General features: G+C 71.7%; 20 protein-coding genes and 1 tRNA gene. 10 read left to right on the forward strand and 11 right to left on the reverse strand.

Going from position 1 to position 25,995, the window contains the following annotated elements; genetic code table 11:
- Positions 1-19: 19 nt before the first annotated feature.
- Both SOM11_RS10035 and SOM11_RS10040 read left to right on the forward strand, forming a co-directional pair.
- Positions 20-922, forward strand: coding sequence for an aminotransferase class IV (locus SOM11_RS10035; protein ID WP_320477923.1), 903 nt, complete (start codon positions 20-22; stop codon positions 920-922).
- A 285-nt stretch (positions 923-1,207) separates the two neighbouring features.
- The gene (locus SOM11_RS10040) at positions 1,208-1,459 is read left to right on the forward strand and encodes a hypothetical protein (RefSeq protein ID WP_320477924.1); all 252 of its coding nucleotides are present in this window, start codon (positions 1,208-1,210) and stop codon (positions 1,457-1,459) included.
- Positions 1,460-1,650: 191 nt separating this feature from the next.
- On the opposite strand, the gene glgX is transcribed toward SOM11_RS10040, so the two are convergent.
- Positions 1,651-3,699 carry a glycogen debranching protein GlgX gene (gene glgX / locus SOM11_RS10045; RefSeq protein ID WP_320477925.1) on the reverse strand — a complete coding sequence of 683 codons (2,049 nt, stop codon included), beginning with the start codon at positions 3,697-3,699 and terminating at the stop codon, positions 1,651-1,653.
- Positions 3,700-4,043: 344 nt separating this feature from the next.
- On the opposite strand from glgX, the gene SOM11_RS10050 reads away from it, so the two are divergent.
- Entirely contained in the window at positions 4,044-5,093 is a 1,050-nt protein-coding gene (locus tag SOM11_RS10050; RefSeq protein ID WP_320477926.1) for a hypothetical protein, read from the forward strand.
- Positions 5,094-5,270: 177 nt separating this feature from the next.
- On the opposite strand, the gene SOM11_RS10055 is transcribed toward SOM11_RS10050, so the two are convergent.
- From SOM11_RS10055 to SOM11_RS10080, 6 genes are all read right to left on the reverse strand, one after another.
- Complete coding sequence (locus SOM11_RS10055) at positions 5,271-7,262, reverse strand: APC family permease (RefSeq protein WP_414655458.1); 1,992 nt, start codon at positions 7,260-7,262, stop codon at positions 5,271-5,273.
- A gap of 99 nt (positions 7,263-7,361) precedes the next feature.
- Positions 7,362-8,060: a response regulator gene (locus SOM11_RS10060; RefSeq protein WP_192060728.1), complete on the reverse strand. Its 699-nt coding sequence runs from the start codon at positions 8,058-8,060 to the stop codon at positions 7,362-7,364.
- Positions 8,057-10,621 (reverse strand): sensor histidine kinase, encoded by a 2,565-nt coding sequence (locus tag SOM11_RS10065; RefSeq protein WP_320477927.1) that lies wholly within the window; start codon positions 10,619-10,621, stop codon positions 8,057-8,059. The genes SOM11_RS10060 and SOM11_RS10065 overlap by 4 nt, the downstream gene beginning before the upstream one ends.
- A 186-nt stretch (positions 10,622-10,807) precedes the next feature.
- Positions 10,808-10,897 (reverse strand) — tRNA-Ser (locus tag SOM11_RS10070).
- Between the two features lie 334 nt (positions 10,898-11,231).
- Complete coding sequence (locus SOM11_RS10075; RefSeq protein ID WP_320477928.1) at positions 11,232-12,956, reverse strand: glycoside hydrolase family 13 protein; 1,725 nt, start codon at positions 12,954-12,956, stop codon at positions 11,232-11,234.
- A 303-nt stretch (positions 12,957-13,259) separates the two neighbouring features.
- Positions 13,260-13,934, reverse strand: a complete 675-nt coding sequence (locus SOM11_RS10080) for a TetR/AcrR family transcriptional regulator (protein ID WP_320477929.1) — start codon at positions 13,932-13,934, stop codon at positions 13,260-13,262.
- Between the two features lie 51 nt (positions 13,935-13,985).
- On the opposite strand from SOM11_RS10080, the gene SOM11_RS10085 reads away from it, so the two are divergent.
- Positions 13,986-14,459, forward strand: coding sequence for a GNAT family N-acetyltransferase (locus SOM11_RS10085; RefSeq protein ID WP_192060732.1), 474 nt, complete (start codon positions 13,986-13,988; stop codon positions 14,457-14,459).
- Positions 14,460-15,175: 716 nt separating this feature from the next.
- Here the strand turns inward: SOM11_RS10085 and SOM11_RS10090 are convergent.
- The gene (locus SOM11_RS10090; RefSeq protein WP_320477930.1) at positions 15,176-16,480 is read right to left on the reverse strand and encodes a mannosyltransferase family protein; all 1,305 of its coding nucleotides are present in this window, start codon (positions 16,478-16,480) and stop codon (positions 15,176-15,178) included.
- A 129-nt stretch (positions 16,481-16,609) separates the two neighbouring features.
- Here SOM11_RS10090 and SOM11_RS10095 point away from each other — a divergent pair, with 129 nt between their 5' ends.
- Entirely contained in the window at positions 16,610-17,563 is a 954-nt protein-coding gene (locus SOM11_RS10095; protein ID WP_192060734.1) for a manganese catalase family protein, read from the forward strand.
- A 65-nt stretch (positions 17,564-17,628) separates the two neighbouring features.
- On the opposite strand, the gene SOM11_RS10100 is transcribed toward SOM11_RS10095, so the two are convergent.
- Positions 17,629-18,192, reverse strand: a complete 564-nt coding sequence (locus SOM11_RS10100; protein WP_192060735.1) for a TetR family transcriptional regulator — start codon at positions 18,190-18,192, stop codon at positions 17,629-17,631.
- 98 nt (positions 18,193-18,290) lie between these two features.
- Between SOM11_RS10100 and SOM11_RS10105 the strand changes: the two genes are divergently transcribed.
- The gene (locus tag SOM11_RS10105; RefSeq protein WP_243215233.1) at positions 18,291-19,754 is read left to right on the forward strand and encodes an MFS transporter; all 1,464 of its coding nucleotides are present in this window, start codon (positions 18,291-18,293) and stop codon (positions 19,752-19,754) included.
- Between the two features lie 161 nt (positions 19,755-19,915).
- On the opposite strand, the gene SOM11_RS10110 is transcribed toward SOM11_RS10105, so the two are convergent.
- Both SOM11_RS10110 and SOM11_RS10115 read right to left on the reverse strand, forming a co-directional pair.
- A complete protein-coding gene (locus SOM11_RS10110; RefSeq protein WP_320477931.1) occupies positions 19,916-20,305 on the reverse strand; it encodes a phage holin family protein in 390 nt (129 codons plus the stop codon).
- Positions 20,306-20,414: 109 nt separating this feature from the next.
- Positions 20,415-20,852, reverse strand: coding sequence for an Asp23/Gls24 family envelope stress response protein (locus SOM11_RS10115; protein ID WP_320477932.1), 438 nt, complete (start codon positions 20,850-20,852; stop codon positions 20,415-20,417).
- A gap of 251 nt (positions 20,853-21,103) precedes the next feature.
- On the opposite strand from SOM11_RS10115, the gene SOM11_RS10120 reads away from it, so the two are divergent.
- From SOM11_RS10120 to SOM11_RS10135, 4 genes are all read left to right on the forward strand, one after another.
- Complete coding sequence (locus tag SOM11_RS10120; RefSeq protein WP_192060738.1) at positions 21,104-21,625, forward strand: RNA polymerase sigma factor; 522 nt, start codon at positions 21,104-21,106, stop codon at positions 21,623-21,625.
- Positions 21,615-22,895 (forward strand): hypothetical protein, encoded by a 1,281-nt coding sequence (locus SOM11_RS10125; RefSeq protein WP_243215235.1) that lies wholly within the window; start codon positions 21,615-21,617, stop codon positions 22,893-22,895. The genes SOM11_RS10120 and SOM11_RS10125 overlap by 11 nt, the downstream gene beginning before the upstream one ends.
- Entirely contained in the window at positions 22,892-24,028 is a 1,137-nt protein-coding gene (locus SOM11_RS10130) for an NAD(P)-binding domain-containing protein (RefSeq protein ID WP_320477933.1), read from the forward strand. Before SOM11_RS10125 ends, SOM11_RS10130 begins: the two co-directional genes overlap by 4 nt.
- Positions 24,029-24,213: 185 nt before the next feature.
- On the forward strand, positions 24,214-25,908 hold the full coding sequence (locus tag SOM11_RS10135; protein WP_320477934.1) for a ribonuclease J: 1,695 nt from the start codon (positions 24,214-24,216) through the stop codon (positions 25,906-25,908).
- The last annotated feature ends 87 nt before the right edge of the window (positions 25,909-25,995 follow it).

Genomic DNA, 25,995 nt, shown 5'->3' on the forward strand with positions numbered 1-25,995 from the left:
CCGACCGAGGAGAACCGCCGTGTCCGACCTGCCCCCCGCCTCCCTCGTCGTCGTCGACCGGCCGATGCGGGGCACGCCGCCCCGGGGCCCCGGCGACGTCGGCTTCCGGCTCGTCGACCCCGACAGCATGACGATCCACGTCACCGACCTCGGGGTCACCCGAGGCGACGGCGTCTTCGAGGGCCTGGGCGTCGTCGACGGGGCGGTGCAGGCGCTCGAGCCGCACCTCCTGCGCCTGGCGCGGTCGGCCGCCATGCTCGATCTCCCCGAGCTCGACCTCGACGTCTTCCGCGCCGCGTGCCTCGCCTCGGCCGCCGCGCACGAGCCGGCTCCGTTCCTGCTGCAGAAGCTCGCGGTCACCCGGGGCATCGAAGGCGGCGACGGCACCCCCACCGCCTGGGTGCGGACCGCCGTGATGGACGACCCCGCGCCCGAGCGCCGACAGGGCATCTCGGTGGTCTCGCTCGACCGCGGTTACCGGCACGACGTGGCCGAGACCTCGCCGTGGCTGCTGCAGGGGGCCAAGACGCTGTCGTACGCCGTCAACAAGAGCGTGCTGCGCGAGGCCGCCCGGCGCGGTGCCGACGACGTCCTCTTCGTCAGCAGCGACGGCTACGCGCTCGAGGGTCCGTCCGCCTCGCTGATCGCCCGCTTCGGCGACCGGTACGTGACGCCGCGCACCGACCAGGGGATCCTCGCCGGCACGACCCAGGCGGCCGCGTTCGACGCACTCGGACGACGCGGAGTGACCGTCGAGTACGCGCTGCTGACGCTCGAGCAGGTGCGTCGGGCCGACGCGCTCTGGCTGGTCTCCAGCGGTCGGCAGATCGCGCCCCTCACGTCGCTCGACGGCGTCGCGCGGGTCGTCGACCACGACGAGACCGAGCGCCTCGGCGAGGCCCTCGTCGGGCGGCGGAGCTGACGCGGGCCCGCCCCTTCGGCACCGGCGGAGACAGCCGACGAACCCCGTTGTCCATGATGCGAACGGACTCCGTCGGCGACTGGACGACCCTCGGAGCCGGTGCGAGAGTGACGGTGCACCGGTTCACGGCGGTGCGACACCAGTTCCCCTCACGGTGACCACAGGGACACCAGAAATGAGTTGAACCATGATCTCCACCCCCGATTCGATCTCCTCCCCCGCCGTCCTCGACCTGGCCGAGACCCAGCCGCTCGACCTGGCCGCCCTCTTCGCGGCGGACGCCCGATGAGCGCCGCATCCCTCGAGCGCCTCTCGCACGAGGCGCTGGTCGCGAACATCCGCAGCCGCGTCGACACCTCGAGCGACAGCTTCTACCGCCGCGAGGTCGGCGTCTCGGCCGTGCGCATCACCGCGTACCCGAAGCGCCGCCGCGCCTCCACCGGGCTCGCCTCGCAGCCCGAGACGCCCGCCGCCTCGAGCGAGCCCACCTACGCCGACTTCCTGCGCGGCACCCGGTCGGAGCTCGCCTCCGCCTGACCCCGCACGACACGAAGGGCCCGTTCCGCCGACCGGCGGCGCGGGCCCTTCTGCGTGTCGGCCTCCGACGTCGCTGCGACCGCCCTCTGCGGCCGGACCGCGCCTCCTGAACCGCCGGGTCGCGACATGCGGGCGGCACCGGCACCGCGCCTCCTGAACCGGCGGCCGAGGAGGCGCGGTGCGGCACGTGCCTAGGAGGCGCGGCTCCGCAGCAGCGTGAAGCTCGCGTCGCGGACGAGCAGCGTCGTGACGGCACCCTCGACCTGCTGGCCGGGGTCGCTCGACAGCGCGAGCTCCCACTCGCCGTGGGGCGCGTCGGGCACGTTGAACTCGACGACGGCCGTCGAGCCGTTGACGAGGTAGGCGAAGGCGTCGGCGTCCTTGTGGGTCAGCACGAACGTGATCGCCTTGTTCTCGCCCTGCTGCCAGTCGCCGCTCGTGAACGAGTGGTCGTCGGCGCGACGCACCTGCACGTGGTCGTCGCTCTCGACCTCGGGCGCGTAGCGGAACCAGTCGGGGCGGAGGGCCGGGTTCTCGCGACGGAGCGTGATGAGCTCGGTCGTGAAGGCGAGCAGGTCGCGGTCGGCGCGCTCCCAGTCGAACCACGAGATCTCGCTGTCCTGGCAGTAGGCGTTGTTGTTGCCGCCCTGGCTGCGGGCGATCTCGTCACCGCCGAGGATCATCGGGACCCCGGCGCTGACCAGCAGCGTGCCGAGGAAGTTGCGGCGCTGACGGTCGCGGTACTCGTTCACCGCGGGGTCGTCGGTCGGGCCCTCGGCGCCGCCGTTGAACGACTTGTTGTCGCTCTCGCCGTCCTGGCTGTCCTCGCCGTTCTCCTCGTTGTGCTTCTCGGCGTAGCTCGTCAGGTCGGCGAGCGTGAAGCCGTCGTGCGCGGTGACGAAGTTGACGCTCGACAGCGGCGACCGGCGGTCGGCCTCGTAGACGTCGGGGCTGCCGAGCACCCGGTCGGAGAACGTCGACAGCACGCCGGGCTCGCCGTTCCAGAACTCGCGGACGTCGTCGCGGAACTTGCCGTTCCACTCCGACCAGTCGGCCGGGAACCCGCCCACCTGGTAGCCGGCGGTGTCCCACGGCTCGGCGATCATCTTGACGCTTCGCAGCACCGGGTCCTGGTGGATCAGCGTCAGGAACGCGCTGTGCTCGCTGGCCTCGCCGCCCTGACGGGTCAGCGTCGTCGCGAGATCGAAGCGGAAGCCGTCGACGTGCATCTCGGTGACCCAGTAGCGCAGGCTGTCCATGATCAGACCGAGTGCGGCGGGGTGGCTGACGTTCAGGCTGTTGCCGGTGCCGGTGGTGTCGAAGTAGTTGCCCTCGTCGCCCTCGACCAGGCGGTAGTAGGCGGCGTTGTCGATGCCCTTGAACGAGATGGTCGGGCCCATGTGGTTGCCCTCGGCGGTGTGGTTGTAGACGACGTCCATCCACACCTCGAGACCGGCCGCGTGCAGGTCCTTGACCATCTGCTTGAACTCCGCCACCTGACCGCCGCGCGTGCCGGCGGCCTTCGAGGCGTACTCGTCGTGCGGGGCGAAGAACCCGATGGAGTTGTAGCCCCAGTAGTTGCGGAGGCCCTTCTCCTCGAGGTGGCTGTCCTGTACGAACTGGTGCGTCGGCAGCAGCTCGACCGCGGTGACGCCGAGGTCGGTGAAGTGCTTGATCGCGGCCGGGTGACCCATGCCGGCGTAGGTGCCGCGGATCTCCTCGGGCACGTCGGGGTGCTGCTTCGTGAAGCCCTTGACGTGGACCTCGTAGACGACGGTGTCCTCCATCGGCGTCAGCGGGCGCTCGTCGTCGCCCCAGTCGAAGTCGCGGTCGGCGATGACGTTGCGCGGCATGGCGGGGGCCGAGTCGGTGTCGTCGCGCGTCTCGGGCTCGTTCATGTCGTGGCCGAAGACGGCCTGACCCCAGTCGAACGTGCCGTCGAGGGCGGTCGCGTAGGGGTCGAGCAGCAGCTTGTTCTCGTTGTGGCGGACGCCGTTCGCAGGGTCCCAGGGGCCTGCGACACGGAGGCCGTAGCGCGAGCCGACCCGCGCCTCCTCGACCACGGTGTGGAAGACGTGACCGGTTCGGTTCTCGAGCTCGGTGCGGTGCTCGGTGCCGTCGTCGTCGAAGAGGCAGAACCAGATGCGGTCGGCGGTCTCGGAGTACACGGCGACGTGCGCGCCGCCGTCGGGCAGCGGGGTGACGCCGAGGGGGTAGGGCAGGGAGCGGGGATCGGTCATTGATCCAGATGTACAGCAGCGGCGCGCGCGAGGGCCAAGCTGAGCGGTCGCGCCGCCCGCCGTACCCCGCGCTGCCCTGCCGCCCCGGCCCGCTCCCTGCGCCTGCGCCGCGCCACCCCGCCCTGCCACCCACCGCGGACCCGGCCCGCCCCCGCCCCGCCCCAGCGATGAACCGCGTTCGCGAAGATGAACTGCGATCTATCGCGGTTCATCTTCGCGAACGCGGTTCATCGCGGCTCACAGGCCGACGAGACGACTCCTCCACACCGGCGTTCCGCCCCTCTCGGTACACAGCCCAGGAGGCGCGAGCCGGCCTGGCGACTCCGGGTCGCCACGATCGGTGCATGACGCCGACAGACCCCCGCCGCTGCCCGATCGTCTACGCCGCCGGCCATGGCGCCGGGACGAGAGAGCAGCGGCGCCTCCAGCTGAGGACGCTGCGAGGTGATCTAATCCGCATCCACAGGGGCGTCTACGTCGCAGCAGACGTCTGGAGCGGACTCGACGCGCGCGGACAGCATGTGGTCCTCACCCGAGCCGTGACCGCCGGCCTCGACGAACAGTGCGTCATCGGACACCACACCGCCGCGGCCGTATGGGGCCTGCCTCGCGTGCACGACGGCTACGGCGACGTGGTGACCGTGTTCGACCCGAGACGCTCGACGACCAGCAGGTCCACGCACCTCCTGCGACGTCCCGGCATCGTGGCACCCGACGACCAGGTCGTGGATGACGGGCTGCGGCTCACGACCATCGAACGGACCGCGGTCGACGTCGCACGGACGGCGTCGTTCGCCGACGCGGTGCTCTGCGTCGACGCCGTCCTGCGGCGGCTCGTCCTGCCCCACGGCGATCGACCACTGGACCCGGTGGTCGTCCGAGCCCTCGATTCGCGGCGAGCCGATCTGCTCGGCCGGTTGGGTCCTCCGTCGCATCCCGGCAACCGCTCTGCGCGACGCGTCCTCGAATTCGCGTCACCCCTCGCCGAGAGCGCCGGGGAGTCGTTGTTGCGCGTCGTCCTGTTCGAACTGGGCCTGTCGCACGTCGAGCTGCAACGGGTCTGCAGAGATCGGGGCCGCTTCGCCGGGCGATGCGACGCCTTCCTGGCCGAGCTCGGCGTGGCCATCGAGTTCGACGGCCACGCCAAGCTGACCGACCCCGAGATGCTGCAGGGACGGCGACCGGCAGACATCCTGCGGGAGCGGAGTCGGCGGGACCGGCGCCTCCTCGGTGACCCTGCGATCCGCGTCGTCGTGCACTGCGAGTACATCGACCTCGTCCAGCCCGAGAGGCTCGCCGGACTGCTTCGTTCAGCCGGCGTGCCGCTCGACCCCCGTCGCGTGACCGCGGCCGCTCGCATCGCCCGTCGGCGATTCACGGGCGTGACGTCATGAACCGCGTTCGCGAAGATGAACTGCGATCTATCGCGGTTCATCTTCGCGAACGCGGTTCATCGCGGGGCGGGGCGAGGCGAGCCGGGGCGGGGCGAGCCGGGGTGGGGCGAGCGAGGCGGGGCGGGGTGGGGCGAGCCGGGCCGGGGCGTGGCGAGCGCAGAGCGCCTCGGCGCGGGGCTAGCTGACGTGCACGTCGGGGCGGCGCGAGCGGTGCGGCTCGGCCTGGCGCAGCACCTCGCGGGTGACGGGTGCGACCTCGCCGGCGCCCGTCACCAGGAACCTCCCCATGTTCGACAACGGGCTGCCCTCGGTCCACTCGAAGTAGATGTCGGGCACGACGCCCGTCTCGTCGCGGATCGCCAGCAGCACCGACGCGATCGTGTTCGGCACCGCGCCGCTCGTCACACGGATCACCCGGTACCCGTGCACGACGCAGCCGGTGACGACGAGGTCCTCCTCGAAGTCCGACGAGTCGCCGGGGTGCACCTCCAGGAAGATGACCGGCGAGCGCTGCGGGATGCCGCTGTACCGCCGCTCAGCGCTGAGCTTCTTCTTGTAGATCTCGGCGACCTCTCGCCCCGGCTCGTGCGCGATCACGCGGATCGACCCGTACTCGTCGGCGTCCTCGCGCACGTACCCGAGCGCGGTGTCGTCGAACGAGATCGAGGTCGCCCGCAGCTGGAACGACCGGCGCACCCGCGAGAACAGCGACACGGCCATGATGCCCACGATGAAGATCGCCGCGATCTTGACGCCGTCGGGCCGCTCGACGACGTTGACGATGGTCGTGTAGACGAAGACCAGGGCGATGGCGCCGAAGCCGATCGTGCGCTTCGACTGGCGTGCGCGCCGAGCCGACAGGGTGACCGCGACGGAGGCGCTGGTGATCAGCACGAGCACTCCCGTCGCGTAGGCCCCGCCCTGGGCGTCGACGTCGGCGTCGAACACGATGGTGATGATGAACGCCACGACGGTGAAGACGAGCACGAGCGGGCGCACCGCGCGCGCCCACTGCGGCGCCATGCCGTAGCGGGGCAGGTACCTCGGCACGAGGTTCAGCAGGCCGGCCATGGCCGAGGCCCCGGCGAACCACAGGATGCAGATGGTGCTGATGTCGTAGATCGTGCCGAAGCCGTTACCGAGGTACTCGTGCGCGAGGTAGGCCAGTGCGCGGCCGTTCGCCGCGCCTCCTGCCTGGAACTGCTCTTGAGGGATCAGCAGGGTCGTGACGAAGCTCGACAGGATGAGGAACGAGCTCATGATGATCGCCGCGGTGGTCAGCAGGCGGCGGGCGCCGCGGATGCGACCCGTGGGTCGCTCGGCGGTGTCGGTCGCGTCGCCGGTGATCTGCGGCATGACGGCGACGCCGGTCTCGAAACCGGAGAGGCCGAGCGCGAGCTTCGGGAACACGATCAACGCGATGCCGACCATCACCAGAGGGTTGCCGTGCTGCACCGTGAGCGCCTGCCACCAGTTGCCGATCACGACGGTGTTCTCGGCGACATGGAAGATCGACACCGCGATGACGACGAGGTTCAGCGTCAGGAACACCCCGACGAGCACCACGGCGATGCCGATCGCCTCCTTGAACCCGCGGAGGAACACGGCGGCCAGCAGCGCGATCAGGAACAGCGTGATCGGCACCTCCGCCCCGTGGAACCACTCGGGCGTGAACGGGTTCTCGACGGCGTGGGCGGTCGCGTCGGCAGCCGACAGCGTGATGGTGATCATGAAGTCCGTCGCCGCGAAGCCCAGCAGCACCAGCACGAACAGCTTGCCGCCCCACCAGGGCAGCAGCCGCTCGAGCATCGCGATCGAGCCCTCGCCGCGGGGGCTCTCGCGGGCGACCCGGCGATAGACGGGCAGCGCGCCGAGCAGCGTGAGCGCGATGAGCACGATGGTCGCCAACGGCGACAGCAGACCGGCGGCGACCGCGGCGATGGCGGGCTGGTATCCGAGGGTCGAGAAGTAGTCGACGCCGGTCAGGCACATGACGCGCCACCACGAATGCGTCTTCTCGACCTTCTCGGCGTGGGGCCCCTGGTGGGCGCCCGAGTTCTCGGTCAGCCCGTCGAGCAGCCAGTTCCGGAGGCGCGAGTCATCCGGTCGCGTCGGCTGCGGTTCGAGCGCATCGCCGTCGCGACCGCTTCTCTCAGACACTGTGGACACGGCGGACCCTCCGATCGCACGCTCCGAGGCCGAAGCACGCGTGATCACACGTTAGGCGTGCGATCGGCTGCTCAGAGGGGGTCGAGCGTAGGGATTCCGTTAGGACTGCGGTTCGTCGGGTTCGAAGCGGTAGCCCATGCCGAGCACGGTCACGAGGTAGCGGGGCGACGCGGGCACGGGCTCGAGCTTCTTGCGCAGCTGGGCGAAGTAGAGACGGAGGTAGCCGGTGTCCTTCGCGTGGAACGGGCCCCAGACCTGCGTGAGGATCGTCTCGCGCGTGATCAGCTTGCCCGGGCTGTGCAGCAGCAGCTCGACGATCTTCCACTCGGTCGGGGTGAGCCGCACCGGCTCGCGGTTCGCGCCCCGCTCGACGGTCTTCGCCGACAGGTCGACGCGCACGTCGCCGAACGTCGTCACCGGATGCTCGTCGTCGGCTCCGCTCGGCAGCCGCCGGGTCTGCGCCCGGATGCGCGCCAGCAGCTCCTCCATCGCGAACGGCTTCGTCACGTAGTCGTCGGCGCCGGCGTCGAGCGCCTCGACCTTGTCGGCCGCGTCGGTGCGACCCGACACGACGAGGATCGGCACGGTCGACCAGCCGCGCAGCCCCGCGATGACCTCGACGCCGTCGAGACGGGGCATTCCGAGGTCGAGCATCACGAGATCGGGGTGCTCGGTGGCGGCCAGGTCGAGGGCCGTCCGGCCGTCGCCCGCGGTGACGATCTCGTAGCCGCGCGCGCCGAGGGTGACCTTCAGCGCCCGCAGGATCTGCGGGTCGTCGTCGGCGATCAGGATCTTCACGGTGCCTCCTCGCCGACCGTAGCCGATGCGGTCGACTCGACCCGCGCCTCCGGCGTAGGGATTCCGTGAGGATGCGCGACGGAGACCGCGGCGAGCGACACGACCATGGTCAGACCGCCGCCCGGGGTGTCGTCGAGCGACAGCGTGCCGCCCATCGCCTCGACGAAGCCCTTGCTGAGCGCGAGCCCGAGACCGAGGCCCGCGGCGTTGTCGGTGTCGCCGAGCCGCTGGAACGCCACCATGATCTCGTCGCGCCGATCGGCCGGCACACCCGGCCCACGGTCGACGACCCGGATCTCGACGCGGCCGCCGAAGACGCTCGACGAGATCCGCACCCGCTCGTCCGCAGGCGAGTAGCGCAGCGCGTTGTCGAGCAGGTTGACCAGCACGCGCTGCAGCAGCACGGTGTCGGCGCGCACCGGCGGCACCGCGACGCGAAGCGACAGCTCGACGTCGACGGGGCCCAGCCCCAGCTCGTCGAGGGCGCCCATCACGACCTCGTCGACGTCGACGTCTGCCGGGGTGACGGCCAGAGCGCCCGCCTGCACCCGGCTGACGTCGAGAAGGTTCGTCACGAGGGTCGAGAGCGAGTCGAGACTCTCGTGCGCGGTCGACAGCAGCTCGTCGCGGTCGGCGTCGCTCCAGCGCACGTCGCTCTGACGCAGCCCGCTGACGGCCGCCGTCGCCGCGGCGAGCGGTCGGCGCAGATCGTGTCCGACGGCCGCGAGCAGCGCGCTGCGCATGCGGTCGACCTCGGCGAGCGGCCCGACCTCGCCGGCCGTGCGGCTGAGGGCGGAGTGCTCGAGCGCCGCCTCGACCTGCGCCGCGACCACACCGAGCAGACGCCGGTCGGCCGCGGTGACGTCGCCGGTCACCTCGAGAGCGGTCCCGTCGCCGACCGGGAGGCGCGTGACCGGGCCGACCACCGCCTCCTGCCCGGTGCTCTGCAGCTCCCGCTCCCCCGAGCCCGAGTCGGTCACGATGCGCACACGGCTGAGCCCGAAGGCCTCGCGGGTGCGCGTGATGACCGCCTGCAGCGCCCCCTCGCCGCGGATCACGCTGCCAGCGATCGTCGCCAGCAGCTCGGTCTCGGCGAGGGCACGGGCCGCCGCCCGCGATCGCCGCGCGGCCTGGTCGACGACCCAGCTGACCAGCGTCGCATTGACGAGATAGAGCACGACCGCCAGCAGATGCAGCGGTTGAGCGATGGTCAGGCTGTAGATCGGGGCGATGAAGTAGACGTCGAGGATGATGCCCGACAGCAGCCCCGCGAACAGCGCCGGCCAGAGACCGCCGGTCACCGCGACGACGAGCACGAGCAGCTGGAGGAGGAGGACGTCGCCGGCGATGCCGTCCTCCGTCCGGTTGTTCGTCAGCAGCCAGGTGAGCAGCGGCCCGCCCGCGAGGGCGAGCACGAAGCCGGCGATCACCCGGCGGGGCGAGAGGGCGCCGCCGAGCCGGGGCAGGCGCGATCGACCGCCCGCAGCCGAGTGGGTGACGATGTGCACGTCGATACGACCCGACTCGCGGATCACCGTCGCCCCGATGCCGGGGCCGGTGAGCGCCGTGGCGAGACGCCCGCGACGACTGACCCCGATCACGAGCTGCGACGCGTTCGACGCCCGGGCGAAGTCGACGAGGGCGCGCGGAACGTCCGAGCCGACGACCTGGTGGTACGTGCCCCCGGCCTTCTCGACCAGGGCGCGTTGTGCCGCGAGGGCGCCGGGCTCGCCCTGCGCCAGACCGTCCGGGCTGCTGACGTGCACGGCGATCAGCTCGCCGCCCGACGACCTCGCGGCGACCCGCGCGGCCCGCCGGATGAGCGTCTCGCCCTCGGGCCCGCCCGTGAGCGCGACGACGATGCGCTCGCGCGCCTCCCAGTGGCTGTCGATGCCGTGCTCGTCGCGGTAGGCCTTGAGCGCGCTGTCGACCTCGTCGGCGAGCCAGAGCAGGGCCAGCTCGCGAAGGGCCGTGAGGTTGCCGAGCCGGAAGTAGTTCGACAGCGCCGCGTCGACCCGGTTCGCGGGGTAGACGTCGCCGGCCGCCAACCGGTCGCGGAGCGCCTGCGGGGCGAGGTCGACGACCTCCACCTGATCGGCGGAGCGGAGCACCGCGTCGGGCACGGTCTCACGCTGCCGCGCACCCGTGATCTCCTCCACGACGTCGCCGAGCGACTCGATGTGCTGCACGTTGACCGTCGACACGACGTCGATGCCCGCGTCGAGCAGTGCCCGCACGTCGTGCCAGCGCTTCTCGTTCGTCGAGCCGGGGGCGTTCGTGTGCGCGAGCTCGTCGACCAGCGCCAGCTCGGGTCGCCGCGCGAGCACCGCCTCGAGGTCCATCTCGTCGAGCACGACGCCCCGGTACGTCCGCACGCTGCGCGGGACCACCTCGAGGTCGCCGATCATGGCCTGCGTCGCCGCACGCCCGTGGGTCTCGACGACGGCCACGACCACGTCCCTGCCCTCGGCGGCGAGCCGCGCGCCCTCCTCGAGCATCGTGTACGTCTTGCCCACCCCGGGCGCGGCCCCGAGCAGCACCCTCAACCGACCCTGCGTCATGCGGCCAGCATCGCACCTCCGGCGGTGCGGGCGGTGCGGGCCGGTGCACGAGCGGGCGGTGCGTTCGGTGCGTGCGGTTGCCCGTGCGGCCGGTGCGTGCGGGCCGCGCTCGGTACCGGCATCACGGGGGGAAAGCGAAGGACCCCGTGAACTGATCTGGCGAGATCACAACTCAACGGGGTCCAGCGGAGCCGGTGGGATTTGAACCCACGGTTCCCACAAAGGGAACTCCACCTTAGCAGGGTGGTGCACTAGGCCGAACTATGCGACGGCTCCATCACGCGCCGCAGAGCGAACGCGCTTCGGAAAGCATACCCGGAGTCGGAGTGGATGCCGAACCGCGCCTCCTCGGCGATGTCACGGCACCCGCGGCGGCGGATTCACCCGTCTATCCCCCGTTCCGACGGATCGATCGATTTTGTCCCCCCAACGGCGGACCAATAAAGTACCCCTTGCTGCCTTGCGGTGCCGCACCTGATCCCGGCACCGCAGGGCTTCATGTGTGCCGGTTCGGGCCGCCGCATGAATCCCCGATCGCCCCGCCGAGCTGGTTACTCGTCGGGGCGATCTCTCCTCCGCACCGGAGGCCGGCCGAGGAGGCGCGGGTCGCCTACGCCCGCAGCCAGACCGCCGTCTCACCCGGCAGCACCGCGTCGGCACCATTGCCGGGGCCCTCGCCGGCGTCACCCAGCGGGCCGCTCGCGACGAGCACCTCGCCGGTCGGCATCGCCACAGGGGTCGGGCCGAAGTTGCAGACGACGTGCCAGCCGCCGGGGCGGGAGAAGTGCAGCACCTGAGGCTCCGCACCGGCCACGGCACCGGTGTCGGCCACCGCCTCCCAGGTCAGGGTCTCGTCGGTCTGCAGCTCGCGCCGCGCCGCGAGCGCCGCGCGGTAGAGAGACAGGGTCGAGGTCGGGTCGCCCTCCTCGGCCTCGACCGAGAAGTCGCGGAACCACGTCGGCTGCGGCAGGTGCGCCGGGCCGGGGCCGAAGCCGAACGACTCGCCCGTGCGCTCCCACGGCAGCGGCACGCGGCAGCCGTCGCGACCGACGTCGACGCCCGGGTTGCGGAAGAACGCCGGGTCCTGGCGCTGCGACTCGGGGATGTCGCCGACCTCGGGCAGCCCGAGCTCCTCGCCCTGGTAGACGTAGGCCGAGCCCGGCAGACCGAGCATGAAGAGCGACGCGGCCCGCGCGCGCCGCAGACCGCGCTCGGCGTCGACCTCGGACGCGTCGCCTCCGGCGAGCAGCCACTCGGCGCCCTGCTTGATCTCGCGCCCGGCGAGGGGCGGCAGACCGTAACGGGTCGGGTGACGCACCACGTCGTGGTTCGAGAACACCCACGTGGTCGACGACCCCGACTCGTCGGCCGCCTTGAGGTTGTACGTGATGATGTCGTGGAACGCCGTGGCGTCGAAGTCGGCCTCGAGCAGGTCGAAGTTGAACGCCTGGCCGAGACCCTCGGCGCTGGCGTAGCGGGCGCGACGCGACGGCTCGACCCAGGCCTCGGCCACGGCCGTGCGGGGCGGATCGTACGAGTCGAAGACCTCGCGCCACGTGGCGTAGATCTCGTGCACCTCGTCGCGATCCCACACCGGGTGGTCGCCGTCGGCCTTCGGCAGGGCGTCGAGCTCGGCCTTCGAGGGCAGCACCTCGGGCAGGCTCTTGGCGAGACCGTGGGCGACGTCGACACGGAACCCGTCGACACCGCGATCCGACCAGAACCGCAGCGTCGTCAGGAAGTCGTCTCGCACCTCCTCGTTGTCCCAGTCCCAGTCGGGCTGTTCGCTCGCGAACGAGTGCAGGTACCACTGACCGTCGGCGACGCGGGTCCAGGCCGGGCCGCCGAAGATCGAGGTCCAGTCCGACGGCGGCAGCTCGCCGTCCTCGCCGAGACCGTCGCGGAAGATGTAGCGGGCACGGGCCGGCGAGCCGGCGGGCGCCGCCAGGGCCTCCTGGAACCAGACGTGCCGGTCGGAGGAGTGGTTCGGCACGAGGTCGACGATCACCTTGATGCCGGCGCCGTGCAGCGCCGTGATCATCTCGTCGAACTGCGCGAGGGTGCCGATCTTCGGATCGACTTCGCGGTAGTCGTCGACGTCGTAGCCGCCGTCGGCGAGGGCAGACGGATAGAACGGGCTGAGCCAGACCGCGTCGACGCCGAGGGCCGTGAGGTAGGGCACCTTCGCGGTGATGCCGGGCAGGTCGCCGATGCCGTCGCCGTTCGAGTCGGCGAAGCTGCGCGGGTAGATCTGGTAGACGGCGGCCTGGCGCCACCAGGTCGGGTCGTCGGTCAGCAGCTCGGTCGCGGGCGTGGTCTGGAGCGTGTCGGTCATCGTGGAGCGGCGTCCTTTCGTGGGTGGAGCGGTGGGCGCGGGCACGCCGTCGTATCCTGGTTCGCGAACGCGGCGTCGGTGCCGCGGTCCGAGTCGTCCAGGTGTCTGGATTGAGACTCTAGATCGCCGTCCTGGCGGTCGCCGACACGGGCGCGGGCGTTGGCGCTGGCACGAGCCGGCACGGCGCGGGGCGGCTCGGCTCGGCGGGGCGGCGGGGCGCGGGCCGGCACGGCTCGACTCCGCGCGACACGGTGCTGTGCGGCTCCGCACCAGGCGGTGCTACCCGGGGCAGGCTCGCCGAGCTCAGCCGGGGAGGCGCCGGCCGAGAGCGTCGGACACGGCCCGGTCGAGCACCGCGCGTTGTCGCGCCGGAGGCCATCGCTCGGGATCGCCCGCCGCCAACGACGAGACGCCCTCGACCGCTGCGGCGAGCGCGGCAGCCCGCACGGTGACGTCTCCTGCGGCGCCGCCTCCGATGGCGCCGTCTTCGGAGGCGCCGTCTTCGGTGGCGCCGGATTCGGTGGCGTCGACTTCGGTGGCACGTACCTCGTCGGCCGCCGTCAGCAGTCGCGCCAGCCGGTCGGCGAAGGCCCCGCTGTTGTCCGCGTGGCGCTCGACCAGCACAGGGTCGCTGAGCGCGGCGGCCAGGAACCCGATCCAGACGCGGGCCTCGGCGAGGGTCGCCTCGTCGGTCGGCAGGGCCGCTGCGACCACGGCCCGCAGCGCCGCCGCCGGGTCGCTCGCGTCGGACTCGACCCTGTCGGCGCGGAGCCTGGTGCGTTCGTGCAGCACATCGCGCGCGTGCAGCAGGAGGGCCTGCTTGTTCGGGAACGTGTGGAGGACGAGCCCCGTCGTGCACCCGGCCCTCTCGGCGACCGCCCGCAGCGTGAGGCCCACGGGCCCCCGGTCGGCGAGCGTCGTGAAGACGGCCTCGGACAGGCGGAGGCGGGTCGCGTCGGTGTCTCGGGTGCGAGGCATGACACACAGCGTAACGCCTGTTACCGTAACGATCGTCACGAAAGGACGAGCATGACCTGGCAGATCGAGACCATCCCCTTCGACCACCCCGAGGCCGACCAGCTGCGCCGCGCCCAACGCCGCGAGCTCGACGCCCGATACGGCAGCGACGACCACGAACCGGGCGCGGTCCCGACCGCCTCCGACGTCCCGGTGTTCATCGTCGCCCGCGACCCCGACGGTCGGGCGGTCGCCTGCGGCGGCCTCCGCCCGCTCGACGACGCCGTGGTCGGCCCGGACACCGTCGAGATCAAACGCATGTTCGTCGAGCGGACCGCTCGCGGCTCGGGTGTCGCGACCGCCGTGCTGCGGGCGCTCGAAGACGCCGCCCGGGGGCTCGGAGCCCGACGCGTCGTGCTCGAGACCGGCACCCTGCAACCCGACGCGATCCGCTTCTACGAGCGCGAGGGGTACGAGACCATCCCCGGCTTCGGCCCCTACGCCGGCGCCGACCTCTCGGTCTGCTACTCCCGCGACCTGCGCTGATCCCGCGTCGGCAACTCCTGCCTCCTGACGCGCGACACGGCGACACGCGGCACCGGCGCCACCCAGCGCCGCACGGAGCCGGAGTTACCGACCGCCCCCGCACGAGCACCAGCCACCGCGAGCACGCGCGCACCGGAAGTCCCGAGCGCCACGAGCGCCCCGAGCGCACCGTGAGCACCGCGGCCCCCGACACCCCCGCGTCGGCAACTCCTGCCTCTCGTCACGCACCACGGCGACACGAGGCACCGGCGGCACCCGGCGTTGCACGGAGCAGGAGTTGCCGACCACCCCCGCCGACCCCGCCAGCACGCGCACACCCGAGCATCGCCGCCCCCGACACCCCCGCGTCGGCAACTCCTGCCTCCCGTCACGCACCCCGGCGACACGCGGCACCGGCGGCACCCGGCGTCGCACGGAGCAGGAGTTGCCGACCACCCCCGCCGACCCCGCCAGCACGCGCACCCCGAGCATCGCGAGCAACGCCGCCCCCCGACGACCCGGCGCGCGTCGGCAACTCCTGCCCCCTGACGCGCTGGCCGCCCCGACGCGTCGCCCGGGCTCTCGTTCGCGCACGAGTCCGGAGTTGCCGACGGGACTACGCATCCCCAGACCCCGGCCGCCAGCCCAGGGGCGGGGCCCAGGCCAGGGCGGGAGTCCGACTCGCGGGTCGTGTCGCACGAGCACCGGCTCCTCAGGGCCGTCGCGTCCGGCCCCCGCTACGGGTACCCGACGAACCAGAGCAGCACCACGGCGACGGGCTGCAGGGCGATGCCGCCGACGAGCAGGGACCTCCGGAGGCGCGGCGACGGTGCGATCGCGGGGTGCCCGAGCAGCGGCGCGATCGGCATGAGCAGCCGCGGCAGACTCTGCTGCGGCAGGAACACCGCCACGAGATACAGCACGTAGGCCGCCGAGTACGACCAGACCTCGATGCCGAGCGACCGGGTCGAGCGACGGGAGAAGAACCACGCGACGGCCGCCAGCACGCCGACCACGACGACCGCCCCGGCCACGCCCAGGAAGGTCGTCGCCATCACGAACCACGGCGTCAACGGCGCGAAGTGCTGACGCCCGACGAATCCGACCCACCACGAGAGCTCGGTGTCGAGGTAGGCCCCCGACCGCCCGGTGACGACGTCCGCCACGACCGGCCACGCGAGACCCGCCGCCGCCACGACGAGCCCGGTGACGACGAGCGAGACCTGCTCACGCCTCCCGAAACCGTCGCGCGCCGAGTCAGCCCCGGGCGCACCCCGCGCAGCCCGCGCAGTCCCCGCACGCCGCACAGCCCACGCACCCCGCGCACCCCACGCACCCCGCGCACCCCGCGCACCCCGCACACCCCGCGCGAAGCGCACGACCCCCGTCACGGCCAGCGCCAGCGCCAGCGCCAGCACGCCGGGCCGGGTGAACGCCGCGACGACGGCGAACGGCATCATCAGCAGGTACCGCCGACGGATCATCATCAGCAGCGCCGCGAAGACGAGCAGCAGCATGAGGCTCTCGGCGTAGGCGACCTGCAGCACGAACGAGGTCGGTCCGAAGCAGAACAGGGCGACGGCCCAGAGGGCGTTCGGGGCGCCGACGGTCTCGGCGACGATGCGGTGCAGGAGGACGGCGGCACCGCCTCCGGCGATGGTGGCGACGACCAGTCCGATGGCGAAGAACGAGTTGCCCGCGAGGTCGACGCCCAGCACGGCGGCGATGCCCCGCACCAGCATCGGGAACACCGGCAGGAACGCCCACGGGTTCGGCTCGACGCGACCCCGCCCGTCGACCGGCAGCTCGGTCGGATACCCCTGCTGCGCGATGGTGCGGTAGAAGCTGGCGTCCCACGATCCCGAGAACGAGGCGAAGCCCGGGTCGGCGCGGTGGCTGGCGAACTCCCACCCGCGGGTCGTCGCGAGCGCGAAGAGCCCGCCCAGCCAGGCGCTCGACACCAGCCGGGACAGGGCGTAGAGGCCGAGCACGACGAGCAGGGGCGGAGCCGACCTCACCCGGGTCGCGACGGTCTGCAGCACGCAGCGAGCCTAGGGCGTCGCCGAACGGGGTACGCCTCCGCTGAGAAGCTGGTGCACGACGCCGCGAGACCCCCCGAAGGAGGCGCAGGGTGACCGAGGCGGCACGTGCCGCCACGATCAGGAGGCGACATGTACTTCCACGCACAGACCTGGATCAACGACATCGCCGACGGCGAGCCCGACCCCGCCGCGGCGAACGCGCTGCAGGAGGGCCTCGGCGGCCAGTTCGGCGAGATGCGCACCATGATGCAGTACCTCTTCCAGGCGATGAACTTCCGGGGCGCGGCGGCGAAGCCCTACCGCGACCTCATCCAGGGCATCGGCACGGAGGAGATCAGCCACGTCGAGCTGATCGGCACGACGATCTCGCGCCTGCTCGACGGCAGCCCCGACTACACCGGCAAGCTCACCGACCCGCTCGACACCCCCGGCGCGGGCGGCGCCACCCCGCTGAACATCGCGCTCGACACGGGCAACATCCACCACTACCTGGTCGGCGCGCAGGGCGCTCTGCCGGTCGACTCGGTCGGCAACCCGTGGAGCGGCAGCTACGTCTACAACAGCGGCAACCTGCCCCTCGACCTGCTGTACAACCTCATGCTCGAGTCGACGGGGCGCCTGCAGAAGAGCCGCATCTACGAGATGACCGACAACCCCGTCGCCCGCAAGACGGTCGCGTACCTCATCGTCCGCGACCAGGCTCACGAGAACGCCTACGCCAAGGCGCTCGAGACCCTCGGCGTCGACTGGGGCAAGCTGCTGCCGATCCCCAAGACGAACGCCGAGAAGTTCCCCGAGGTGAAGGAGCTGCTCGACCTCGGGCTGCAGAGCAAGCAGTACACGTTCGATCTCGACGGCAAGTCGGAGGCCGGCAAGATCTTCCAGGGCTCGTCGCCGTCGAGCGACGGCACCGAGCTCGTCTCGAACGAGCAGGCACCCCAGGGCGCCCCCTCGACCATCGCGCCCGAGCGCCTCGAGGAGTTCGCGCCGGGACTCGACAAGGATCTGCTGGCGCTCATCCAGCAGACCGCCGAGATGGAGCTCGACGAGATCGAGGGCTTCTACGGACCCACCGCCAAGTAGCCGGCTGCGAGGCCCGCTCCGGGCGTCGGTCGCTCTGCGGCCGACGCCCGAGCTGTGGGGCGGGTCTAGGCCGAGCCGAGGAGGCGCGCGACGGCCTCGCGCACGATCTCGCGCTGCACGGCGCGATCGGGCCCTCCGGCGGCGGCGTGCGGCAGCCCCGGCAGCTGCAGCCACGCCGTCGCGATCGAGAGCACCAGAGCGAAGACGTCGTCGACCGACCACGCCACATCGTCGCCGATGAGGCGGTCGAGATGCCCGACGGAGGTGCGCCTCACCTCGTCGAGGACGGCGAACGACGACGCCCAGTCGTGTCGCTGCTCGAGACGGGCCCAGCCGAGCAGACGGTGGTTCTCGGGATGCTCGACGAGATGATCGTAGATGGCGACCGCGAAGTCGGGCGCGGTGGCGAAGTGCGGGGCGGCGGCGACGCCGAGCTCGGCGAACGAGTGGTTCAGCACCGCGGTGAACAGGGCCTCCTTGTCGCCGAAGTGCGCGTAGAGACGCTCCTTGCTGCAGCCGGCGGCGGCGGCGATGCGGTCGACGCGGGCGCCGGCGAGGCCGTGCTCTGCGAACTCCGCCGTCGACGCCGCGAGGATGCGGCGGCGGGTCTCGTCAGCGTCGTAGGCCATGAGATGACCGTAGCCGCTTACGAGCCAACCAACCAGTAGGTAGTATCGATCCGTCCACGACGGCCGCTCGTCGTGCGGCACCCCGATCCAGGAGAACAGTGACCACCTCAGAAGCAACGCCCGCCACCGGTGCGACCCGCACCGCGCCTCCTTCGCCCCGCCGCTGGTGGGTGCTCGTCATCGTCGGGCTCGCGCAGCTCGTCGTCGTGCTCGACGGCACGATCGTCAACATCGCCCTGCCCCAGGCCCAGGCCGAGCTCGGCCTGAGCGACGAGAACCGCCAGTGGGTCGTCACGGCCTACGCCCTCGCCTTCGGCGCCCTGCTGCTGCTCGGCGGGCGCATCGCCGACTTCTGGGGTCGCAAGCGCACCTTCATCGTCGGCATGATCGGCTTCGGTGCGGCCTCCGCCTTCGGCGGCCTCGTCTCGACCGGCGAGCTGCTCGTCACGGCGCGCGCCCTGCAGGGCGTCTTCGCCGCGCTGCTCGCCCCCGCCGCCCTCGCGGTGCTCACCACCACCTTCGACCGCGGTCGCGAGCGCAACACCGCGTTCGCCGTCTTCGGCGCGATCTCGGGTGCCGGCGCCGCCGTCGGCCTCGTGCTCGGCGGGGTGCTCACCGAGTTCGTCAGCTGGCGCTGGTGCCTGCTCGTCAACGTGCCCATCGTGATCGTGGCCATCGTGGCCGCGGCGCTCGTCGTGCGCGAGAGCAAGGCCGAGGGCGACAACCGCCTCGACGTCGCCGGCACGATCGTCGTCGCGCTGGGGCTCGCCTCGCTCGTCTACGGCTTCACGCAGGCCGAAGACGGCTGGGACTCGGCCGTGGTGATCGGCTTCATCGCGCTCGGCGCCGGGCTGCTCGCCCTGTTCGTGCTGATCCAGAAGCGCAGCGACCACCCCCTCCTGCCGCTCGGCGTGCTCACGAACCGGGTGCGCGGCGGGGCGTTCCTGGTGCAGCTGATCGTCGGCAGCGTCATGATCGGCGCGCTGCTCTACCTGACCTTCCACCTGCAGATCGTGCTCGGCTTCGGCCCGCTCGAGGCCGGTCTCGCGACCCTGCCGATGACCCTCGTCATCATGGTGATGGCCCCGATCCTGACGAAGCTGCTGCCGGTCGTCGGCCCGCGCATCCTCATGATCGTCGGCCCGATCGTGGCCGCGGCCGGCCTGTTCTGGCTGTCGTTCATCACCGTCGACGGCGCCTACGCGACGCACGTGCTGCCCGCGCTGATCGTGATGGGCGTCGGCCTCGCCGGCATCTTCGTGCCGATGCAGAACCTGGCCCTCGCCGGCGTCGCGCCGCACGAGGCCGGCGCCGCGAGCGCCACGTCGAACGCCATGATCCAGATCGGCGGGTCGATCGGACTCGCGGTCTACACGAACCTGTACGCCTCGGCCGTGGCCGGCAGCGACCTGCAGGGGCTCGGCGGGCTCGTCGACGGCTACCAGGCCGCCTTCGTCGGGGCCGCGGTCGCCGCCCTCGTGGCCGCGCCGATCAGCTTCTTCATGATCCGCGGCTCGAAGGAGGACCTGCTGCCCTCGGGCCCCGTCGTCCACATGGGCTGAGCCCGGACCGGCCCCGCCTCGCCTCGCCTCGCCTCGCCTCGCCTCGCCTCGAGAGCCCGGGTCGAGGAGTCATGACACGCCGCGCCTCCTCGGGGGACGCGGCGTGTCGTGACTCATGGACGGACGCGGGCTGGCCCGGTGCCGAGGAGGCGCGGGTCGGCTCAGTGCCGCCGGGTCAGGTTCTTGACGGTGTCGGCCGGCACCGGGGGCACGCCGCGCTTCAGGGCGCGCAGGCCGCCGGCGAGCACGAGGGCGGCCGCGACGGCGAAGACGGCGAGCACGACGAGCGTCGCCGACCAGAGCGGCAGGACGAGCGCGAGGACCGTGACACCGGCGGTCGCGGCGAGCGCGACGGTGATCAGCGCGAGGACGACCCCCACGACGACGAGGACGATGCCGGCGCGAGCATCACGCGCCCGCCCGGCGATCTCGTCGCGGGCCGCGCCGATCTCGGTGCGGACCGCCCGGATGACGGGGTCGATGGCCTTGCTGCCGATCTGGCCGCGGAGGCGGTCGGCGAAGGAGGTCTCGGGGGTGCTGTCGTCGGTCATGGTGGCTCCTGGTTCGAGGGTCTGAGGGCAGACGGACGGCCCCCGCCGAGGGTGGGCGGGGGCCGTCCGGAGGGTCACCGGCCGTGCGGCCGGAGGGTGTCGCGAGCGACTACTGGACGCGGCTCTCGTCGGAGTCGTCGTTGTCGTCCGAAGGGATGTGCACGTCGGAGACGGTGACGTTGACCTCGGCGACCTCCATGCCGACGACCTGCGTGATGGCGTCGGTGACGGCCTTGCGGACGTCGTCGGCGACCTTCTGCAGCTCGACGGGGTACTCGGCGACGATGACGATGTCGGCGGCGACCTGCTTCTCGCCGACCTCGACGGAGACGCCCTGGCCGCGGTCCTGCTGGTTGACGACGTTGCGGATGGCGCCGATGGCACGGGCTGCGCCGTTGCCCAGGTCGTGGACCCCGGGCACCTCGCGAGCAGCGATCCCCGCGACCTTCGACACGACGCCGTCGACGATGGTGTTCTTGCCGGCCGCGTCGGAGGCGGTGTGCTTGGCGGCGGCGGTCCCGGTCGTGGCGGGGGTGACGTTGCTCATGATCTCTCCTTGTTTCGTTCCTGACGATGCGGGGCGAGCGGCCCGGGCATCGAGTCCGTGAAGCGGACACATCATTCAGACGCATCCATCGGGGCAGGGGTCACGCCCCCTCAGCGAGCTTCCAGACAGACGCCGCCGAGCACTCGTTTCGCGGCCAAGCGGGCTCGGAAGAGGGATTCCGACCGATTCGGTCAGGATCGGCGTTTACGCGACACTCCTCTAGTGAGGGGGTGGATGTGGATCCGCACACGATGAGCGACGCTGACCTGATCAAGCGCGCCGCGACCGGCAGCAGACAGGCGCTGTCCGCGCTGTTCGACCGGTACGCCACGACGGTCACGCGGTACGCGTGGGCTCTGGCACCGAGCCGCATGGACGTGGAGGAGATCGTGCAGGACACCTTCGTCACGCTCTGGAAGAAGAGCAACGGGCTGACCCTGCCGACCGACTCGCTGCTGCCGTGGCTGCTGGTGGTCTGCCGCAACCACGCTGCGAATCAGCGCCGCAAGCTCGCCCTCGCGGCGGCGGATGCGCTGCCCGACGACCTCGTCGCGCCCGATGGGGCCGAGGCGCGCGAGATGCTGCGCTTCGTCCGCGAGGCCATCGACGCCCTCTCGCCCGACGACCGCGCCATCTGCGAGCTCTGCCTGATCGAGGGCCTCTCGTACCGCGAGGCCGCCGACCGTCTGGGCATGACCGTCGGGGCGGTCACCAAACGGGTCTCCCGAACACGCTCGCGACTGCGAAAGGCGGTGACGCACGATGAACACTGAGCCCCCCACCGGTGACGACCTCACCCGCATGCTCGTCTCGATGAAGAAGGACGTCCTCGAGCGGGCCGCCGACACGACCCGTCGTCGACCCGGTCGGCGCTTCGGCATCGCGTTCGGACTCGTCGCCCTCATCGGACTGGGCAGTGCCGGCGGCGCCGTCGCGATGGGCTTCGTGCCGTCGCCCTTCGAGGGTCTCGCGCAGCCCGAGCCGTCGGCTTCCGTCTCGGCTCCCCCGGCCCCGACGCCCACCGCGACCCCGACGCCCGAGCCGAGCGCGCCTCCTTCGACCCAGCCGGTCGGCGGCACGCCGCAGCCGTATCTGCCGATGGACTGCGCGACCCTCGCGACCGAGTCGTCGCTGACGTCGCTGCTGCGCGCGCCGGAGCTCGCGCAGGAGGAGGGCCTGGTCTTCACGCCCCGTGACGCGTCGCTCCGTCAGAACGGAGTCCAGACCTGCCAGTGGACGTCGTCGAGCGAGGCGGACTTCGCCGTGTTCGAGGTCGACATCAGCCTCGACGACCCGGCGTCCGCCGACGCCCTCGCCGCCAAGCGGGAGGGCGGCGCCGGCGCCGACCTCGGACTCGGTGACGACTCGGCCCTGGCCTGCGGTGACGCTCTCCGCTGTGCAGCCACCGTCGTCGTCGGTGACTACTGGATCGAGGCCGGCTACGAGCAGTCGCAGGAGTTCGGCGGCGACACGACCGATCTCGTCGTGGCCCAGCTCGGACGGATCGCCGACGTCGTGCGCCCCCTCGAGGCCAGGGCGCCGTGGGCCGCCGACGCCGCCTCGCGACGCTGGGTCGCGACGGGTGACTGCTCGACGCTCGACCTGGTCACGCCCCTGGGGACGATCTTCGCGGACCCGTCGCTGGACGCATCATGGTCCGAGGCCAGCCCGGACGGTCGCAACGCGCTCGTCGCCGCAGCCTCCGACGAGTACGACTGCCGGTCGGAGGGCACGACTCAGGACGACGACGGCCTGCCGATCTACACGAGCATCCAGGTGAACGTCTCGGCCGGAGCACGGTGGGGTTACGAACGGTTCCGCGAGTACGCCGTCGCCGGACCGGGCGCATCCGACGGGTTCACGACGGTGACGGTGACGGGTGCCGAAGACGGGCTCCTCCAGTGCGACGGGATGTCGAGCATCTGCTACCTCGACGTCCTCGTCGACGACTCGTGGATGCGCGTGATCTACGAGGGGCCCGTCGACGCCGGTCAGGCTCCGCGACTCGTGCAGGTCGCCGAGAGCGTCATCGCCGCGCGATGAGCGCACGGAACGCGACCGTCGTCGTCGTGGGCGGTGGGCAGGCGGGGCTGTCGGCCGCCCACCACCTGCGGCGTCGCGGCTTCACATCGGCGCTCGACGCCCGCCCGACCGACGCCCCGGGCGACCGCACCTTCGTCGTCCTCGACGCCGACCGGGCCCCCGGAGGCGCGTGGCAGCACCGCTGGGAGTCGCTGCGGATGGCCACGGTGAACGGCATCTTCGACCTGCCGGGCATGCCGCTGCCGCCGGTGGACTACGGCGAGCCCAGCCGCCTCGCGGTCCCCCGGTACTTCGCCGCCTACGAGGCCGCCGAGGGGCTGCCGATCGTACGCCCCGTGCACGTCGACCGGGTGCGCGCGGTCGACGACGACCCCGACGGCGACCTGCGGGTCGACACCACCGCGGGAGCCTGGGAGGCGCGGGTCGTCATCAACGCCACCGGCACCTGGAACGCACCCCGCGTCCCCGACCTGCCGGGGCGCGACGTCTTCACGGGCAGGCAGCTGCACACCCGCGACTACGTCTCCGCCGACGAGTTCGCCGGTCTCCGGGTCGCCGTGGTCGGCGGCGGCATCTCGGCGGTGCAGCTGCTCGACGAGATCAGCCGCGTGGCCACGACGCTCTGGTACACGCGTCGCGAACCGGTGTTCCTCGACCACGACTTCACGCTGAGCCTCGACGGCGTCGACGTCGAGCGCCGGGTGGCGGCCGACGCCGCGGCCGGGCGCGAGCCGGCCAGCATCGTGTCGTACACCGGCCTCGGCTGGACCTCGTACGCCGTCGAGGCCCGCCGGCGGGGCGTGCTCGTCCGTCGCCCGATGTTCGCGGCGCTCGGTGCACGGCACGTCATCGAGTCCGACGGCTCGAGCACGAGCGTCGACGCGGTCGTCTGGGCCACGGGGTTCCGCGCCGATCTGAGGCACCTCGACGGTCTCGGGCTGCGCGGCCCGCTCGGCGGCGTGCCGCTCGACGGGACGGCCGCCCGACTCGACCCCCGCGTGCACCTGATCGGCTACGGCCCGTCGCAGTCGACGATCGGCGCGAATCGCGCGGGTCGGGCGGCCGTCACCGCGGTCGCCCGCCGCCTCGCCGACGAGGGCGGTGCGGCGGACAGCGGGGGCGTGCGAAACTAGGAGCCTCGGCCCTCGACGGCCCGCGACGCGTTCGCGCCCTGACTTCTCGCACCACCCGAGATCGCTGGCACCTGATTCCCGATCTCCGCTCCATCATCCGCATCATCAGCACCACCCGTACGACCACGCGCACCTGGCCCAGAGGTGCGGCCCGCAGAACCCACCTCAGAGACAGAAGATCCTCTATGCAGACCACCAAGCACTCCCTCGACCTCAAGAAGCCCCAGCCGCTCAAGCGCGGCGCCCTGCGCGTCACGCCGCTCGGCGGCCTCGGCGACGTGGGTCGCAACATGACCCTCTTCGAGAACAAGGGCAAGCTGATCGTCGTCGACTGCGGCGTGCTCTTCCCCGAAGAGACGCAGCCCGGCATCGACGTGATCCTGCCCGACTTCACCCCGCTGCGCGACCGCCTGAAAGACGTCGAGGCCATCGTGCTGACGCACGGTCACGAAGACCACATCGGCGGCGTGCCCTACCTCCTCAAAGAGCGCCCCGACATCCCGCTGATCGGCTCCAAGCTCACCCTCGCGTTCATCACCGCGAAGCTGCAGGAGCACAAGATCACCCCGATCACGCACGAGGTCGCCGCGGGCGACCGCCACCAGGCCGGCCCGTTCGACCTCGAGTTCGTGGCCGTGAACCACTCCATCCCCGACGGTCTGGCCGTCGCCCTCCGCACGAGCGCCGGCATCGTGCTGCACACGGGCGACTTCAAGATGGACCAGTTCCCGATGGACAAGCGGATCACCGACCTCAACCACTTCGCCCGTCTGGGCGACGAGGGCGTCGACCTCTTCATGACGGACTCCACCAACGCCGAGGTGCCCGGCTTCACCACCGCCGAGAAGGACCTCGGCGCGGCGATCGACCGCGTCTTCCGCGAGGCGCCCAAGCGCATCGTCGTCTCGAGCTTCGCGAGCCACGTCCACCGCATCCAGCAGGTGCTCGACACCGCTCACAAGCACGGCCGCAAGGTCGCCTTCGTCGGTCGCTCGATGGTGCGCAACATGGGCATCGCGTCCGACCTCGGCTACCTCAACATCCCCAAGGGCCTCGTCGTCGACCTCAAGCAGCTGAGCAAGATGGCCGACAACAAGATCGTGCTGATCTGCACCGGCTCGCAGGGCGAGCCGATGGCCGCGCTGTCGCGCATGGCGAACCGCGAGCACATCATCAAGGTCGGCGAGGGCGACACCATCCTGCTCGCCAGCTCGCTGATCCCCGGCAACGAGAACGCCATCTACGGCGTCATCAACGGCCTGATCCGCTGGGGCGCCACGGTCGTGCACAAGGGCAACGCGAAGGTGCACGTCTCGGGTCACGCCAGCGCCGGCGAGCTCACCTACTGCTACAACATCGTCAAGCCGAAGAACGTCCTGCCCGTGCACGGCGAGTGGCGCCACCTCACGGCGAACGCCGACCTCGCCGTCGCCACCGGCGTGCCGGAGGACCGCGTGCTCGTCGTCGAGGACGGCGTCGTGGTCGACCTCGACCGGGGCCGCGCCAGCATCGCCGGCCGCATCCCCGCCCCGTACGTCTTCGTCGACGGCGCCACCATCGGCGTCGCGACGGAGGACGCGCTGAAAGACCGTCTCTCGCTCGCCGAAGAGGGCCACATCACCGTGCTGGGCATCTTCGACGAGGGCACCCAGAAGCTCGTCGACCCGGTCGAGTTCCTGCCCCGCGGCTTCGTGGAGGAGGCCGGCTGGATGTCGCAGGCCGAAGACGTCGCGACCAAGGCGCTGGCCGAGGCCACCGCACGCGGTCATGTCGACGGAGCCGGCGCCGAGAACGCCATCGCCGACGGGCTGAGCCGCTGGTTCCTGCGCCGTCACCGTCGCACCCCGGTCATCACGACCGTCGTCGTCGACGCCGACTGATCACCCCTGTCGCATGAAGAGGGCCCCGGCATCAGCCGGGGCCCTCTTCCGTCGTCAGCGCCGGCCCAGGCGGGCCGGGTGAAGCGC

The organism is Frigoribacterium sp. CFBP9029, assembly GCF_034045305.1.
In the GTDB taxonomy this organism is placed as follows: domain Bacteria; phylum Actinomycetota; class Actinomycetes; order Actinomycetales; family Microbacteriaceae; genus Frigoribacterium.

Excerpts from the sequence above, each read along its gene's own strand:
- SOM11_RS10040 (WP_320477924.1), top strand. The coding sequence starts at position 1,208 with ATGAGCGCCGCATCCCTCGAGCGCCTCTCGCACGAGGCGCTGGTCGCG.
- glgX (WP_320477925.1), bottom strand. The coding sequence starts at position 3,699 with ATGACCGATCCCCGCTCCCTGCCCTACCCCCTCGGCGTCACCCCGCTG.
- SOM11_RS10050 (WP_320477926.1), top strand. The coding sequence starts at position 4,044 with ATGACGCCGACAGACCCCCGCCGCTGCCCGATCGTCTACGCCGCCGGC.
- SOM11_RS10065 (WP_320477927.1), bottom strand. The coding sequence starts at position 10,621 with ATGACGCAGGGTCGGTTGAGGGTGCTGCTCGGGGCCGCGCCCGGGGTG.
- SOM11_RS10075 (WP_320477928.1), bottom strand. The coding sequence starts at position 12,956 with ATGACCGACACGCTCCAGACCACGCCCGCGACCGAGCTGCTGACCGAC.
- SOM11_RS10080 (WP_320477929.1), bottom strand. The coding sequence starts at position 13,934 with ATGCCTCGCACCCGAGACACCGACGCGACCCGCCTCCGCCTGTCCGAG.
- SOM11_RS10085 (WP_192060732.1), top strand. The coding sequence starts at position 13,986 with ATGACCTGGCAGATCGAGACCATCCCCTTCGACCACCCCGAGGCCGAC.
- SOM11_RS10095 (WP_192060734.1), top strand. The coding sequence starts at position 16,610 with ATGTACTTCCACGCACAGACCTGGATCAACGACATCGCCGACGGCGAG.
- SOM11_RS10100 (WP_192060735.1), bottom strand. The coding sequence starts at position 18,192 with ATGGCCTACGACGCTGACGAGACCCGCCGCCGCATCCTCGCGGCGTCG.
- SOM11_RS10110 (WP_320477931.1), bottom strand. The coding sequence starts at position 20,305 with ATGACCGACGACAGCACCCCCGAGACCTCCTTCGCCGACCGCCTCCGC.
- SOM11_RS10115 (WP_320477932.1), bottom strand. The coding sequence starts at position 20,852 with ATGAGCAACGTCACCCCCGCCACGACCGGGACCGCCGCCGCCAAGCAC.
- SOM11_RS10120 (WP_192060738.1), top strand. The coding sequence starts at position 21,104 with ATGAGCGACGCTGACCTGATCAAGCGCGCCGCGACCGGCAGCAGACAG.
- SOM11_RS10125 (WP_243215235.1), top strand. The coding sequence starts at position 21,615 with ATGAACACTGAGCCCCCCACCGGTGACGACCTCACCCGCATGCTCGTC.
- SOM11_RS10130 (WP_320477933.1), top strand. The coding sequence starts at position 22,892 with ATGAGCGCACGGAACGCGACCGTCGTCGTCGTGGGCGGTGGGCAGGCG.
- SOM11_RS10135 (WP_320477934.1), top strand. The coding sequence starts at position 24,214 with ATGCAGACCACCAAGCACTCCCTCGACCTCAAGAAGCCCCAGCCGCTC.